This is a genomic window from Amycolatopsis sp. NPDC104819 (assembly GCF_055583145.1).
In genome coordinates this window covers 326,472-340,149 of record NZ_JBVJON010000008.1, presented here as the reverse complement: position 1 = coordinate 340,149, position 13,678 = coordinate 326,472, and the positions used below count along the sequence as shown (strand labels likewise).

Genomic DNA, 13,678 nt, shown 5'->3' with positions numbered 1-13,678 from the left:
CGAGTTAAGCGCTTCACATCTTGTAACCCCGATCACGTCGTGTCAATGCCTCGCAGAGCGTTGTGCCTCCGCCCGTGTTCTCCGCTGGCGCCGCTCACTCCTGGCATGCGGGTCCCGGTGAGGAGTCCGGTAGCCTCGATGTGGGGTGAAGCGTTTGAGTGAGGGAGGACGATGAAACGGCTGACCATCACGGACATCGCCGATGCGGCCGGCGTCTCGACGGGTGCCGTGTCGTATGCGCTCAACGGCAAGCCGGGGGTGTCCGCCGCGACACGTCAGCGGGTGATCGAGATCGCGGATCGAATGGGCTGGCGCCCCAGCACCGCGGCGCGAGCCCTGACAAGGTCGAGGACGGGTGCGATCGGGCTGATCGTGGACCGGCCGGCGCAGGTGTTGGGGATCGAGCCGTTCTTCATGCAGCTGGTCTCCGGCATCGAAGCCGCGTTGCGCTCGGACCCGTCGATGGCGCTGATGCTGGCCGTTACCGACGACCGCGACGCCGAAATCCAGACCTACCGCCGATGGTGGGCGGAGCGTCGGGTCGATGGCGTCATCGTGGTCGATCTGAACGACGACGACATCCGTTCGAGCTTGCTGGCGGAAATCGGCCTGCCGGCGGTGGCCCTGGGGTATCCGCAGTCGGCCGCCCTGTCGTGTGTGTGGAGCGACGACGGGCCGCCGATGGAGGAGGTCGTGGGCTACCTGGCTGCGCTGGGACACCGGCGGATCGCGCGCGTGGCCGGTCCGGAGCAGTTCTCGCACACGCTGCGTCGTGACGAGGCGTTCACGCGGGCCGTGCAAGCGCACCAGGTGGAGTGGTCGAAGACGGTGCACGGGGACTATTCGGGTGACAGCGGCGCCCGAGCGGCCCGCCGGTTGCTGTCGGAGCGGAACCGGGCGACCGCGATCATCTTCGACAACGACGTGATGGCCTTGGCAGCGATGGCCGCGGCTCAGGAGATGGGCATCTCCGTGCCCGAGCAGCTGTCGATCCTGTCCTGGGACGACTCGGCGTTGTGCCAGCTGGTCCGGCCCGCCGTCACCGCGCTGGATCGGCACATCACCCAGCACGGCGTGCTGGCCATCGAAACCCTCAATCAGGTGCTGTCCTCGGGGGTGGCCGAACACCGGCAAGTGCCCCCGCCGATCCTGATCCCCCGGGCGAGCACTGCTCGTGCCCCTGAGCCGAACTGACGCCGCGGCTCATCGTTGCCGCGCTGGTCCGGTGGATTCACGGATCACCAGCTTCGGGGATTCGATCGTCACGTCGTCATCGGCTGCCACACCCAGGGCCTTCAGCAGCGACAGCGCCGCGGCCCGACCGAGACCGGCCAGATCCTGACGGACAGTGGTCAACGCGGGGTAGACCAGAGACGCCAGGGGCAGATCATCGTGTCCGATGATCGACAGGTCGCCCGGCACGTCCAAGCCGCGCCGGCGGACCTCGCCGGCCGCCGCAGCGGCCATGGTGTCGTTGGCGAAGAACACGGCGGTCGGCGGGACGCCCGTGGACAGCAGCTCGTCGACGGTGTTGGCGGCCCCGGCGGCCGTGAAGTCGGAGACGATCTGGTGACTTGGCGTGATGCCATGTTCGCGCAGCGCCCCTTGGACCGAGCGTCGCCGTGCGCTGGTGTGTACGCGGTCTTCCGGGCCCGAGACGTAGGCAATCCGAGTGTGGCCCAGCGAGAGCAGGTGCCCGACAGCGTCGCTCAGGCCGTCGTGCTGATCGAGGGCTTGAACGCTGGGAATGGGGTCGGCCTGCCACGGGGTGCCGACGAGTACGGCAGGGAGGCCGAGGTCGCGCAGCAAGTCGAACCGGCTGTCCCCGATCCGGCTTTCGGTGAGGACCACTCCGTCGACCCGGCGCTGCTCGGCGAGTTGCCGGTAGGCGTCCTCTTCGGCTTGCGGCTGCTCACCCACGATGTGGAGCAGCAGCCCGTATCCCCGTGGGGAGAGCACGCTTTCGATTCCCGATATCAGTTCCGTGAAGTGCGGATCGGTGCTGAGCAGGTCAGGGGAGCGGCGGGCGACCATGCCGATGGCCCGGGTGCGGGCGTTGCGCAGGGCGACCGCGGCAGCGGAAGGGGACCACTGGAGCTTGGTGGCCGCGGCCATGATGCGTGCCCGGGTGGCCTCGGAGATGTTTCCTTTGCCGTTGACAGTCTTGGAGACGGCCGCGACGGAAACGCCGGCGAGCGCGGCGACGTCGCTGATCGTCGCTCGTCGCGCGGTCATGGAAAAACCGTCCGGTTTCGGCCAGGGCGACCCAACTCAGATCTTGAGGGCCCCACCGACCATCGCTCCTTCCATCCGTCGCTGTAGCAAGGCGTACGCGATGTACACCGGGATCAGCGTGACCACGGTACCAGCGGCCAACTTCCCGAAGTCGGTCTCCAAGGTGGAACGCAGGGTCGGCACAGCCACCTGGATCGTACGTTGTGCCTGGTCCGGGCCGATGATGACCAGGGAGTAGAGGTACTCGTTCCAGAACTGCAGGAAGCTCAGGATCGTCACGGTGACGATGCCGGGCACGACCATCGGGACGGCGATCCGCAGCAGGACGGTGAGAGTGCCGGCGCCGTCGAGCCGTGCGGCCTCCTCGACCTCGGCCGGGATGGTCCGCATGAACTGGGTCAGCAGCACCACCGCCAGGGGCAGCGACGTCGCTGGGTAGAACAGCACCAGGAACGCGCGGGTATGAAACATGCCGGTCGCCGCGGCGAGCAGGAACGTCGGCAGCAGCGCGGCGAACGCCGGAACGAGAAAACCCAGGGAGAAGCCGCGCTCGATCAGCCGGGACGCGCGTCCGGGTGAACGAGCGAGCGCGTAAGCGGCGGGGACCGCCAGCACGAGCACCAGGACGAGGGACAGCGCGGTGACGATCAGGGAGTTGAGGATTGCCAGGTCGAGCCGGGCGTCGGTGACGGCATCGGCGTACTTGCCGGGAACCGGGGAAGTGGATGGTGTGAGCGGCCGGCCGAAGATCTCGTCGTTGTCCTTGAACGAGGAGATCACCAGGTAGTAGAGGGGAAGCAGCAGGGCCAGGGCGTAGAGCCAGGCCAGGGCGTGCGCGGCTGCCCGGCCCACGGACACTTGCGGACGACGGGTGTGCACAGGGGGCTCTCCTCTCGGTCAGTCGGCGGGCCGGAAGAGACGGCGGATGGTGAGCATGGCTGCGAGACCGAGCGCGAACAGCAAGACGCCGGCGGCCTGGCTGTAGCCGAGATCGGACTGGACGAACGCCTTTTCGTAGACGAGATAGGACAGGGTGGTCGAGGAGTTGCCGGGCCCACCCTGGGTCAGCAGGAGCACGTTCTGAGCCGAAGTGAACAACGTCCACAGCACCTGCAGCATGACGGTGACGCCGACGTAGTCGCGCACCATCGGAAAGGTGATCCGCCACATGCGCCGCCAGTGCCCGGCGCCGTCCAGCTCGGCGGCTTCGTACACCTCGGCCGGGATCGCCGTCAGCCGCGCGGCATAGAGGATCGCCGTGTAGCCGATGCCGCTCCAGATGTCGATGGCGATGATGCAGGCCAGCGCGGTCGACGGCTCGGCCAGCCACGCGTGCTGCAGGTCGCCGAGGCCGAGGCCGGCCAGCAGGTGGTTGATCATCCCGTTGGGTGAGAAAGCCCCGTAGAAGATCATGGCCTTGGCCGATGCGGAGATCAGCGCTGGAGTGAAGATCACGACGCGCAGGATTCGGTGTCCCCGGGGTCTGGTTGATACGTAGTAGCCGAGCATGAACGCTCCGGCAATCATCACCGGTATCGCGACAGCCAGCTGGACCGCGCTGTTGCCGGCCGCCTCCCAGAACAGCGGGTCGGTCAGCACGGTCCGGTAGTTGTCCAGGCCGGCGAACCCGATGTCGGCCAGCATCCCGGGCCACCGGAGCACGGAGATGACGAAGATCGCGCCGATGGGACCGACCATGAACACGCCGTACCAGGCGAGCGCGGGAATGGCCGGCACCGTCGGCCGTCCGGAACGGCGGACTACCACCCGGGTGGAGGTGACGCGAGCGGTTGGTGGCGACAACGTCGTCGACATGGGCGGTCCTTCTCAGAAATGGTAGGCGGTGTCGAGAGCCGCGCACAGGTCGCCGGCTGCGGTGCCGGGGTGGTAGGCGAGCGAGGTGGCGCGGATCAGCGGTGCGGACACCGCTGCGGGGACCAGGCTGTCGGGCATCACGGCTCGGTTCACGCTGTCCCCGCTTGAGATCCGGTCGGATGTCGTGACCAGCGGGTGCTGGGTCGATGGGGCCTGGCCGAGGAAGTTCATCGTGTAGCCGCTGCTGTCGATGAACCGCTGGACCACGTCGGGCCGGTAGAGAAACTTGACGAACTTCTCTGCCAGCGGGAGTTTCCCGGCCCCGTTCGGAGTGAGCCAGATGCCGGTGGAGGTCGCTCCGGTGTAGACGGTCGGTTTCGGAAAGGTTCCGCCAGGTGGCGAGGGGAACCCGCTGATGGTGGTGTGGGCACCCACGTTGCCGGGAACCTTGGCGATGGTCGAGGTGATGGCCGGCATGATCGCGGCCCGGCCGGAGAAGTAGTCGGCGTTCATCTGGTCCGCCGTGAATCCTTCCGCGCCCGGGGCGAACAGGCCGCTGTCGCGCAGGCGGGTGAACAGCTCCAGGCCGCGCATGGCGGCGGGGGATGCGCAGAACCCGCCGCCGCTGTACACCTGTTGCGCGTCGGCCGGCGCGAGGTAGGCCTGGGCGATTTGCAGCAGCAGCTTTTCCCCGGACCAGTCGTTCCCGCCGATCGCCATCGGCGTGATGCCCTGACCACGTAGCCGTGCCGCGGCGGTGAGCAGCCCGTCGACCGTCGTGGGCACGCCGGCGACGCCGGCCCGGGCGAGCAGGTCGCGATTGAACAGCACCGGCCAGGTGAACCCCTGCCAGGGAAAGCCTCGGAGCCGCCCCTGCGAGTCGGTCCACTGGCGGAGTGCGTCCGGGGTGACCCGGCCGGTCAGTCCCCAGTCCCGCAGATAGTCCCCGACCGGCACGGTGGCACCGTTTTCCGTCCACGCCCAGGCCTTGTCGTAGAGGTTGACCAGGACGACGTCGGCTTCCTTGCCGGCCAGACGGGCCGTTTCGTAGACGTTGAAGATGTCGTCGGAACTGTAGAGGTTCTTGATTCGCGTGCCGGGGTTTTCGCGCTCGAACTCCGTGACGGCCCACGCGTAGTCGGTGGCGCCGGAGGTGCCCGCGGACAGCTTGGAGTGCACGACGAGGGTGCCGGGCGCGTCGGTCATCGGGTCCAGGGCGGTCCCGCAGCCGGCGGCCAACAGCAGCGTGAGAAGTGCGGCACGCCACGGGTGCAGACGGCGCATCACGCCTCCTAGGTAATCGTTATACCACTGCCGAGTGTCGGGAACATAGCAGCAGGAGAGGCCGAGTTCAAGGACTCGACTTAGTTGAGTTAATCGATATACCTTCAACGCGCTGTGACGTGCGAGGGAAGGCTGATCGATGAAGCGCAGCTCGGTGAAGCTGACCGAGGCCGACGGGACCCCCGTCGTGTGGGTGGGGGTCAACTACTGGTCCCGGGCCGGTGGCCCTCGGATGTGGCTGCACTACGACGCCGCCATCGTCGGCGACGAGCTGCGAATGATGCGCGACCACGGCATCGGCCTCACGCGCAGCTTCTTCTTCTGGCCCGACTTCATGCCCGCGGAGCACACCCTCGAGCCGCTGCTGCTGGAACGGTTCGACGACTTCCTCGACCGTCACCTCGAGCTCGGCATGACCACGATCCCCACGTTCGTCGTCGGGCACATGTCCGCTCAGAACTGGGACCCGGCCTGGCGCCATGGTCGCGACGTCTTCGGCGACCCGTCGTTCGTCGAGCAGCAACGCTGGTTCGTCGAGCAGTTGGTGGCTCGGTGGAAAGACCACCCGGCGGTGGCGGGCTGGCTGCTCAGCAACGAGATCCCGATCTACGCCGACTGGCGCCACCGCGGCGTCGGTACTCTCGACCACGCGGCGGTCACCGCCTGGGCCCGGACGCTCATCACCGCGATCCGCGACGCCGGCGGGCATCAGCCGGTCTCGGTGGGCGACGGCGCGTGGGGCGTGGAGGTGACCGGCGCGGACAACGGATTCCGCGTCCGCGACCTCGCCCCGCTGATCGACTTCCACGGCCCGCACGTCTACCGGATGGAAGACGACCTCCTGCGCTCACACCTCGGCGCCGCGTTCGTCTGCGAGCTGCTCGACATCGGCGGCAAACCCATCGTTCTCGAAGAGTTCGGAGTCACCTCCGACTACGTGTCGGAGGAGAACGCCGCGCACTACTACCGTCAGGTCCTGCACTCGACGCTACTGGCCGGGGCGACCGGCTGGATTCCCTGGAACAACACCGACTTCGACGACTTGGCCGACCAGGATCCGTATCGGCACCACCCGTTCGAGATGCACTTCGGGCTCACCGATCACCGAGGGCGGCCCAAGGCCCAGCTGCGCGAGGTGCAGGCTTTCACCGATGTCCTGACCCGTGTCGACTTTCCACGGCTGCGCCGCCCCGACACCGATGTCGCGCTCATCGTCTCGTCGTTCCTGGAGGCTCCGTACGCGTTCACCCAGCCGACCGACTCCACCAGTGTCGCGGCCCACACGCGTCAGGCCTACATCGCCGCCCGCGAGGCCGACCTGCCCGTCGGCCTGGCCCGGGAAGCCGACGGCCTGCCTGAGGACTGCCGCCTCTACCTCCTGCCGTCGACAAAACAGCTGCTGGCGCCGACGTGGCGCCGGCTGCGGGAATCGGCCGAGCGGGGAGCCACGGTCTACGCCTCGTACTTCACCGGCGAACACGGCAACCAGCGCGGCACGTGGTGGCCGAATCTCGATGAGCTGTTCGGTGTGCGCAAGCAGTTGCACTACGGGCTGGTCGAGCCGATCGAAGACGAAGAAGTCCGCCTCGTCTTCCGCACGGCCTTTGGTGGGATCCCCGAGGGAGCGCAGCTGCGGTTCACCGCGGCCGGGACCGCGAACTCGCGGGCGTACCTGCCATTGGAACCCGATGGAGCTGACGTGATCGCCGTCGACGGGCACGGCCGTCCCGCGTTGCTGCGGTATCGCACCGGCTCGGGGGCGATGGTCTTGTGCACCTACCCCCTCGAACACATGGCTGCGACGACCGCCCGGGTGAACCCGGAGAACACCTGGCGGATCTACGCGGCTCTTGCCGCCGAAGCCGGTGTCGTCACCTCGGTCACCGTTGACGATCCGCGAGTGCAGTGCGGGGTGATGGAGCACGAGGACGGACGTCGCTTCGTCTGGTTCATCAGCCAGCACGCCGGCGGCCGGGTCGTGAGACCGCAGGTGGATGGCGGCGACCTGGTCTCGCTCGAGGGCGATGTGCTCGGCGCGCTCGATCTGCCACCCTTCGGCGTCGCCGTCACCGAACTCAAGTCCTGAACCCCGGGAGAACAATGAAGATCAGCAACGCCGAGGTCATCGTCTGCAGTCCGGGCCGCAATTTCGTGACCCTGCGGATTCAGACCGACGAGGGAATTTCCGGAGTCGGCGACGCCACCCTCAACGGCCGCGAGCTCGCCGTCGCCACCTACTTGTCCGAGCACGTCGTGCCCCTGCTCACCGGCCGCGACGCCACCTGCATCGAGGACACCTGGCAGTACCTCTACCGAGGTGCCTACTGGCGCCGCGGACCGGTGACCATGGCCGCCATCGCCGCGGTCGACATGGCGCTATGGGACATCAAGGCCAAGGCCGCGGGCATGCCCCTGTACCAGCTACTGGGCGGCGCATCCCGCACCGGCGCGCTCGCCTACGGCCACGCCTCCGGCCGCGACCTCCCCGAACTGTTCGACTCGATCCGCGCCCACCTCGAACACGGTTTCCGCGCAATCCGAGTCCAAACAGGGATCCCGAGCCTCGGCTCCGTCTACGGCGTCGCCGGAGCGATCTCCGGCGACGGTCCACGCTACGACTACGAACCCGCCCGCCGAGCGGGGAACGGACAAGCGTTGCCCGTCGAGGAAAGCTGGGACACCCGCGCCTACCTTCGGCACGTTCCCGGCGTGTTCGAGGCCGTGCGCAACGAGTTCGGACCAGCGCTGCCGCTACTGCACGACGCGCACCACCGCCTGCGCCCGATCGAGGCGGCCCGGCTGGGCAAGAACCTCGAACCCTACGACCTGTTCTGGCTGGAAGACGTCACCCCGGCCGAAGATCAGACCGCGCTGCGTCAGATCCGTGCGCACACCACCACACCGTTGGCGATCGGCGAAGTGTTCAACTCGATCCACGACTACACCACCCTGCTGTCGGAGCGGCTCATCGACTATGTCCGAGCCGCCTGCACTCACGCCGGCGGCGTGTCCGCGATGAAGAAGATCCTCGACTTCGCCGCTGTCTACGGCATCAGGTCGGGCATGCACGGCCCCACTGACATCTCACCGGTCGGTATGGCCGCCGCCTTGCACCTCGACCTGGCCATCCACAACTTCGGTATCCAGGAGTACATGCCCCACGACTCGGACACTCTCGATGTTTTCGATACGGGCTTCACCTTCACCGACGGGCTGCTTCACCCATCGGATCGGATCGGCCTGGGCGTCGACATCGACACCGTCGGCGCAGGCAAATTCCCCTACCAGCCGGCGTACCTTCCCGTGAACCGGCTCGCGGACGGGACTGTGCACGACTGGTAGCACACGCGAAAAACGACATCTGCGGGTGCGCAGCGCAAAGTCTCGGCCGGTCCGGCAGGACGAGGGGGTTGCCGGACCTGCCGTCTGCGTCGCCGTCGAGTCAGCTGTTCACTCCGCGGTGATGACCTTGCCAATTATCCCGTCGTCACCGTGTCCAGCCACTTGCGCACTGTTTCCACGATCAACTCCAGTGAGGCCGCAAAAGTTGTGCCGTCGACCGGTCGGAACAGGTGATCTGTGCCGGCCACCTCCACGATCTGCATATGCGCGGGAAGCGGCGGGAAGTCCGATGGGCGCCCGAACGGGTCACTTCTGCCTTGTACCACCAGCGTCGGGACGCCGACACTCAGCAACTCTTCGGCTCGGCCCGGACCGAGCATCGGGTAAGCAAGCACCAGCACCGCGACAGCACCGAAAGACTGTGCTGTGCGGCATGCGACTTGCGAGCCGGCGCTACGGCCGCCGACGACCACTCGATCCGATCGCGTGCCGATCATCGGCCTGATCGACGCCCATGCTTGGTCCAGGGACGCCTCATCACTGACTGAACGGTCGTGCTCCACTCGATACGGTTGAGTCACGAGGACGACAGAGACGCCGGAAAGGGGCAGCTGTTGCGCCAACGCTTGCAAGTCGCCGGCTTCGACTCCGGTTGCGGTTCCGTGGCCCAGAAACAAGGTCGCCCGTGGCTCGGCGGCGGGAAACCAGTCGAGTCGTGCCCGCCCGACAGGGGTGGGCACGAACTCTTGACGCGGCTCAACCATCGATGGCTCCGTGGGCGGTGGTCTCGTGCGCAACCTGCGCGCCCCAGCGGAGAACGAATCGATCAACCTGGCGGGCGATGGCGGCGTCGCCGGGAATGACGTGGCCGCCATGGTGTTCGATCACGGCGGGCTGGTCGAACCGGGCGGCCAGCCGCAGCGAGTCCCGCATCGGCACGATGCCGTCGGTCTGGCCGGCGATGTGCATCGACGGTATCGAGATCGGCTTGGCGAAAAGAGGCTGATGCCGGGGTTCGTTGCTGGTGAAGCCGCCGACCATGATGGCGAACTTGAATGCCGGTGCGAGGGTGGAACCAGTCTCCTGGACCGCGGCCAGCAGGCCAGTCAGTGCGGCACCTTGACTGAACCCGAACACGCCGTCGAAATGCCGGCTCCTGGTGAGGTCGAAGACCCAGTCGCGGCTGCGCTCCCATCCTCGGAAGCCCTCGTGCCACCAGCCGAAGTCCCCGACCGCCAGCGACGGAGCACTCACGTGGGTGAACTTGATCGACGGGGACAGCTGTGACGCCAGCGGTGTGATCTGGCGACGGAGTACGTCGGCGCTGCCGTGGTAGCCGTGCAACGCAAGAACATGGATATCCGACATGAATCAGCCTTCCCTGGCTGGTGGAGTCGAGGTCCACAGTGGCGGGCCAAGGTGCAGGCGGCCCGCCACTGTGGTGTGAGGTCAGCCGTTCGTGGGGCACACGATGGTGGCTCGTGCGACGGTGTGACCACCGATGGTGAAGCCCAGGAGCGCCGGCGTGGCCGTCGCGGGCGCGCCGCTGACCGGGACGTCGAGCGCCGTAACGGTGATGTAGTAGTCGTGCTCGCCTGATCCCGCGGGCGGAGCCGCACCGACGTACTGCTTGACCCCGGCGTCCCCTGCCAGCTGGAACGCACCTGCAGGCAGCGATGTGCCGGACGGGTCACCGGCAGCCTCGGGCAGAGAGGTCGTGCCGACCGGGATGTCGGCCACCGCCCAGTGCCAGAAGCCGCTTCCCGTCGGCGCCTGCGGGTCGTACATCGACACCACGAAGCTCTTGGTCGACTTCGGGAAGCCGGACCAGGACAGCTGGGGAGACCGGTCCTGCCCGCCGGGGACGCCGAACAGCTTGGAGAACTGCGCGGGCGGAAGCGCCTTGCCGTTCCTGACCGTGGTGCTGCGAAGGCTGAACGAGGGCACCCGCGGCAGGTACCGATAGGGATTGGGGCGCCCCAGGCCGAACAGCAGGCCACCGTGCTGGGCTGTGGTGGCTGCCTGCGGCGCGGCGTCGGTTGCCGGTGCGGCGGACGCGCCGCCGGTCGTGCCGAGCGTCAGGACGGTGGCTGCAGCCGCCGCCACCACGCCGATACCGACCGCTCGTCGGCGTGCAGTGGACGTGAACAGAGTGAAGCGTGATCGTTTCGCCATGGCATGAAGCCTGGTCACTGCGGCTGTGGAAGTCCAACAGGTACTTTCGCTGGTGTTCAGAGATTTTGTGCATGGCTCCGACGGACGTATGACCCGTGGGCGTGGGTGGTGGAGTCTGGTGAGGACAGTCGCTCTCGGTGGCATGCGTCGTGATTTGCTACCGTCCAAGGATGGTCGTGTCGCTTCGGCAGCTTGAGTACTTCGTCACTGTCGTGGACGAGGGTTCGTTCACCCGCGCGGCTGATCGGCTGCACGTGAGCCAATCCGGACTGTCCCATCAGATCATGGCACTGGAGACCGAGCTGGGTGGACCGCTGCTGGAGCGCCTTCCCCGGAAAGTGCGGTTGACGCCGGCGGGACGGACCGTTTTGCCGCACGCGCGGGCGAGCCTTTCGCACGCAGAGCGGGTCAGCATGGCCGCGAAGAGAATCGCGGGGCTGAAGACCGGCGAGCTGCACATCGGCACGCTGTACTCGATCAGTATCGGTGTGCTTCCCGCAGCACTCGAGACGTGGCGCCGTTTCTATCCTGAGGTACGCGCCCACCTGGTCGAGTTCCGGCACACCGACGATCTGATCGCCGCGATGGAGGCAGGGCAAGCCGACCTCGCCGTCGGCCCCACTCCGGATGCGTGGGACGGACCATCGCAAGTGATGGGCGCCGAAGAGTTCGTGATCGTCGGCCCGCCCGGCTGCTCGCTTCCCGGTGACGAGCGCGACGTCGACCTGCGCCGCCTCCGCGACTGCGAGTGGATCCACTTCATCAGTGGCAGCGGATTGTCAAACTTTCTCGCAAACGCGTGTGAAGCGGCCGGGTTCTCTCCCCAGGTATCGGTGTTCACCGAGCAGGGTCCGTCCGCTCTCGCCATGGCGCGAGCCGGCCTGGGCCTGGCATTGGTGCCCAGCAACATCATTCCGTTGCATTTCGACGGAGTGGTCGCTCGGCCGAACCCGCCGATCAGACGAGAACTGAGTGTCTACACCAGGGTGCGGCCTGACCCCATCACAGAGGCGTTTCTCATGGCGGTGTGTGACGACACAATCATCACGCCTCCGCACATCGTCGAGAGACTCGGACCGCTGCTCTAGCTACGCCAAGCAGCCGGGCGGAAATCGAAGTAGATTTCAGTGTTCAGGGGAGTGGAAATTGTTGAAGCATGCAAATCTCCGGCCCGACGCCCGGTCACGGATCGCCCGGATTCGTAGAGCTGAGCCAGCCGGCCCGGCTGACCGTCGGCCAGTGCGGCACTGACCTTGCCGAGTGAGTCGATCATCGCGTAGACCTCGGCCTCGTCGAGCCCGGCAGGCTCGTTGGCCGCCACCAGTTCGGCCTGAGCGGCTCGCGCGACCGATCTGTGGCAGTTGGGCCTGCCGGTCGGGCTGGTGCTCGCGTTCTTCACGGTCGGCTCGACCACGGAGGAGTTCGGAAACTGGCGAGCCGCGTTCTTCCTCGCCGCGGTGCTCGGGCTGGTGGTCGCCGGTTTGCTGGCTTTCATCCGCGAACCGGCGCGCGGCGCGTCCGAGGCGGCGCCGGCGACCACGGCACAGGTGGGAGCGCCGTTCCGCAGTCTGTCGCGCATACGCACGCTGTGGTGGCTGGTGCTCGCGGGGGATCGGCTCGCAGATCGCCGCTTACGCGGTTGCGATGTTCAGCGTGCCGCTGTTCCAGCGGTACTTCGGCACCAGCATGGCTGTTGGTGGTGCTTTCACAGGTACCACAATCGGTGTCACCGGACTTCTCGGGCTGCCCCTCGGTGGCCGCGTCGCCGATCGTGCCAGCCGGCGTTCACCGGCGGGTCGTGTGATCACCGGCGCGTACGGTCTCCTGGCCGCGTACCCGGCCGTGGCCGACGTGGTCGAACCACGCCTGCATGGGACGGCGATGGCCCTGTACTTCGCTGCTTCGTATCCGCTCGGAGGTGCGCTGGGGCCGCTGATCGCGGGCACGCTGCCCGACCTCGGCGCGAGACCTCGGTGCCGTCGGCGCAGCAGCTTGCGGCCTGCATCTCGGCCTGGCGATCGTCATCCCGGCCGGCCTCTTCGGCGCGGCCAGGTGCGTCATCCGCGATCGTGAGCGGATGCGCACCGCTTTGCGGGTCGCGAGGTGACGTTCTGCGGCGAGAGCGTACCGCCTGGCTGGTCCGAGCACCGTGTCGCTCTCCGGTGTCAAGGTGCTTACGGATCGGGTTCGCCCACCGGCTGGCTGTTGAACTGCAGAAGGGCGCCGGCGTTCCCGGTGAGCCTGATCTCGGTCAAACCGACATTGCGCATGACCGGGAACACCCGGCGGTAGTCGGCAAGGTAAATACCCGTCAGTTCGCAGAGCAGTAGCCTGATCAAGGTCGAATGGCTGACGATCAGCACCCGGCCGTCGGGATATTCGCCGGAGACGTCGTCGAGGAAAGCCATTGCCCGGTCGATCGCCATGGCCGGGTCTTCGCCACCCGGCAGGTGGTTGACCACCGGGTCCAGGGTGAACTCCGTCCACTTTTCGCCGAACCGGTGTGCCATTTCGGCGGCGGTACGTCCCTCGCCGTCACCGAAGTCGAGTTCGCGCAAGCGGTCGTCCACTCGTACCGGCATCTTCGTCTTCTCGCACACCGGAACGAGTGTCTCGCGTGCTCGCCGCAACGGAGAGCTGAAACACGCCGACAGACCTGCCGTCGCGGCCCAGCAGGCCAAGCGCTGGGCCTGCGAGCGGCCCGTCTCGGTCAAGTCGATGTCGCTGCGGCCGGCGTAGCGGTTGTCCGTGTGCCATTCGCTCTGACCATGGCGTGCCAGCACGACGTCTGTCACCTGCATTCCCTCCCACTGGTTTCGCTGTACAC

Annotated in this window: 13 protein-coding genes; 4 read left to right on the top strand and 9 right to left on the bottom strand. The window is 67.2% G+C overall.

Features of this window, described 5'->3' with window-relative positions:
* Positions 1–171: 171 nt before the first annotated feature.
* Positions 172–1,194: a LacI family DNA-binding transcriptional regulator gene (locus ACZ63E_RS26720; RefSeq protein WP_465338848.1), complete on the top strand. Its 1,023-nt coding sequence runs from the start codon at positions 172–174 to the stop codon at positions 1,192–1,194.
* 9 nt (positions 1,195–1,203) lie between these two features.
* Here ACZ63E_RS26720 and ACZ63E_RS26715 read toward each other — a convergent pair whose 3' ends face one another.
* The 4 genes from ACZ63E_RS26715 to ACZ63E_RS26700 are packed head-to-tail and all read right to left on the bottom strand — an operon-like array spanning position 1,204 to position 5,334.
* Entirely contained in the window at positions 1,204–2,235 is a 1,032-nt protein-coding gene (locus ACZ63E_RS26715) for a LacI family DNA-binding transcriptional regulator (protein ID WP_465338847.1), read from the bottom strand.
* Positions 2,236–2,271: 36 nt separating this feature from the next.
* Positions 2,272–3,087 carry a carbohydrate ABC transporter permease gene (locus ACZ63E_RS26710; RefSeq protein ID WP_465338846.1) on the bottom strand — a complete coding sequence of 272 codons (816 nt, stop codon included), beginning with the start codon at positions 3,085–3,087 and terminating at the stop codon, positions 2,272–2,274.
* Between the two features lie 45 nt (positions 3,088–3,132).
* A complete protein-coding gene (locus tag ACZ63E_RS26705) occupies positions 3,133–4,050 on the bottom strand; it encodes a carbohydrate ABC transporter permease (RefSeq protein WP_465338845.1) in 918 nt (305 codons plus the stop codon).
* Between the two features lie 12 nt (positions 4,051–4,062).
* Positions 4,063–5,334, bottom strand: a complete 1,272-nt coding sequence (locus ACZ63E_RS26700) for an ABC transporter substrate-binding protein (protein ID WP_465338844.1) — start codon at positions 5,332–5,334, stop codon at positions 4,063–4,065.
* 139 nt (positions 5,335–5,473) lie between these two features.
* Here ACZ63E_RS26700 and ACZ63E_RS26695 point away from each other — a divergent pair, with 139 nt between their 5' ends.
* Positions 5,474–7,420, top strand: coding sequence for a glycoside hydrolase 5 family protein (locus tag ACZ63E_RS26695; RefSeq protein ID WP_465338843.1), 1,947 nt, complete (start codon positions 5,474–5,476; stop codon positions 7,418–7,420).
* Between the two features lie 14 nt (positions 7,421–7,434).
* On the top strand, positions 7,435–8,676 hold the full coding sequence (gene manD / locus ACZ63E_RS26690; protein ID WP_465338842.1) for a D-mannonate dehydratase ManD: 1,242 nt from the start codon (positions 7,435–7,437) through the stop codon (positions 8,674–8,676).
* 134 nt (positions 8,677–8,810) lie between these two features.
* Here the strand turns inward: manD and ACZ63E_RS26685 are convergent, their stop codons facing one another.
* The 3 genes from ACZ63E_RS26685 to ACZ63E_RS26675 form a co-directional block, all read right to left on the bottom strand.
* Positions 8,811–9,440, bottom strand: coding sequence for an alpha/beta hydrolase family protein (locus tag ACZ63E_RS26685; protein ID WP_465338841.1), 630 nt, complete (start codon positions 9,438–9,440; stop codon positions 8,811–8,813).
* Positions 9,433–10,044, bottom strand: a complete 612-nt coding sequence (locus tag ACZ63E_RS26680) for a hypothetical protein (protein WP_465338840.1) — start codon at positions 10,042–10,044, stop codon at positions 9,433–9,435. The genes ACZ63E_RS26685 and ACZ63E_RS26680 overlap by 8 nt, the downstream gene beginning before the upstream one ends.
* Before the next feature lie 81 nt (positions 10,045–10,125).
* Positions 10,126–10,659: a YbhB/YbcL family Raf kinase inhibitor-like protein gene (locus tag ACZ63E_RS26675; protein ID WP_465339097.1), complete on the bottom strand. Its 534-nt coding sequence runs from the start codon at positions 10,657–10,659 to the stop codon at positions 10,126–10,128.
* Positions 10,660–11,021: 362 nt separating this feature from the next.
* On the opposite strand from ACZ63E_RS26675, the gene ACZ63E_RS26670 reads away from it, so the two are divergent.
* Positions 11,022–11,939: a LysR family transcriptional regulator gene (locus ACZ63E_RS26670; RefSeq protein WP_465338839.1), complete on the top strand. Its 918-nt coding sequence runs from the start codon at positions 11,022–11,024 to the stop codon at positions 11,937–11,939.
* On the opposite strand, the gene ACZ63E_RS26665 is transcribed toward ACZ63E_RS26670, so the two are convergent.
* Both ACZ63E_RS26665 and ACZ63E_RS26660 read right to left on the bottom strand, forming a co-directional pair.
* Positions 11,936–12,430, bottom strand: coding sequence for a hypothetical protein (locus ACZ63E_RS26665; RefSeq protein ID WP_465338838.1), 495 nt, complete (start codon positions 12,428–12,430; stop codon positions 11,936–11,938). The two genes, ACZ63E_RS26670 and ACZ63E_RS26665, sit on opposite strands and share 4 nt — an antisense overlap.
* Before the next feature lie 595 nt (positions 12,431–13,025).
* Positions 13,026–13,646, bottom strand: a complete 621-nt coding sequence (locus ACZ63E_RS26660; RefSeq protein ID WP_465338837.1) for a histidine phosphatase family protein — start codon at positions 13,644–13,646, stop codon at positions 13,026–13,028.
* Positions 13,647–13,678: the final 32 nt, after the last annotated feature.

What these genes read in the sequence shown, in the direction of transcription:
- ACZ63E_RS26715 (WP_465338847.1), bottom strand. Translation starts at nt 2,235, where the DNA reads ATGACCGCGCGACGAGCGACGATCAGCGACGTCGCCGCGCTCGCCGGC.
- ACZ63E_RS26700 (WP_465338844.1), bottom strand. Translation starts at nt 5,334, where the DNA reads ATGCGCCGTCTGCACCCGTGGCGTGCCGCACTTCTCACGCTGCTGTTG.
- ACZ63E_RS26685 (WP_465338841.1), bottom strand. Translation starts at nt 9,440, where the DNA reads ATGGTTGAGCCGCGTCAAGAGTTCGTGCCCACCCCTGTCGGGCGGGCA.
- ACZ63E_RS26720 (WP_465338848.1), top strand. Translation starts at nt 172, where the DNA reads ATGAAACGGCTGACCATCACGGACATCGCCGATGCGGCCGGCGTCTCG.
- ACZ63E_RS26705 (WP_465338845.1), bottom strand. Translation starts at nt 4,050, where the DNA reads ATGTCGACGACGTTGTCGCCACCAACCGCTCGCGTCACCTCCACCCGG.
- ACZ63E_RS26695 (WP_465338843.1), top strand. Translation starts at nt 5,474, where the DNA reads ATGAAGCGCAGCTCGGTGAAGCTGACCGAGGCCGACGGGACCCCCGTC.
- ACZ63E_RS26665 (WP_465338838.1), bottom strand. Translation starts at nt 12,430, where the DNA reads ATGCGCGACAGACTGCGGAACGGCGCTCCCACCTGTGCCGTGGTCGCC.
- ACZ63E_RS26680 (WP_465338840.1), bottom strand. Translation starts at nt 10,044, where the DNA reads ATGTCGGATATCCATGTTCTTGCGTTGCACGGCTACCACGGCAGCGCC.
- ACZ63E_RS26670 (WP_465338839.1), top strand. Translation starts at nt 11,022, where the DNA reads ATGGTCGTGTCGCTTCGGCAGCTTGAGTACTTCGTCACTGTCGTGGAC.
- manD (WP_465338842.1), top strand. Translation starts at nt 7,435, where the DNA reads ATGAAGATCAGCAACGCCGAGGTCATCGTCTGCAGTCCGGGCCGCAAT.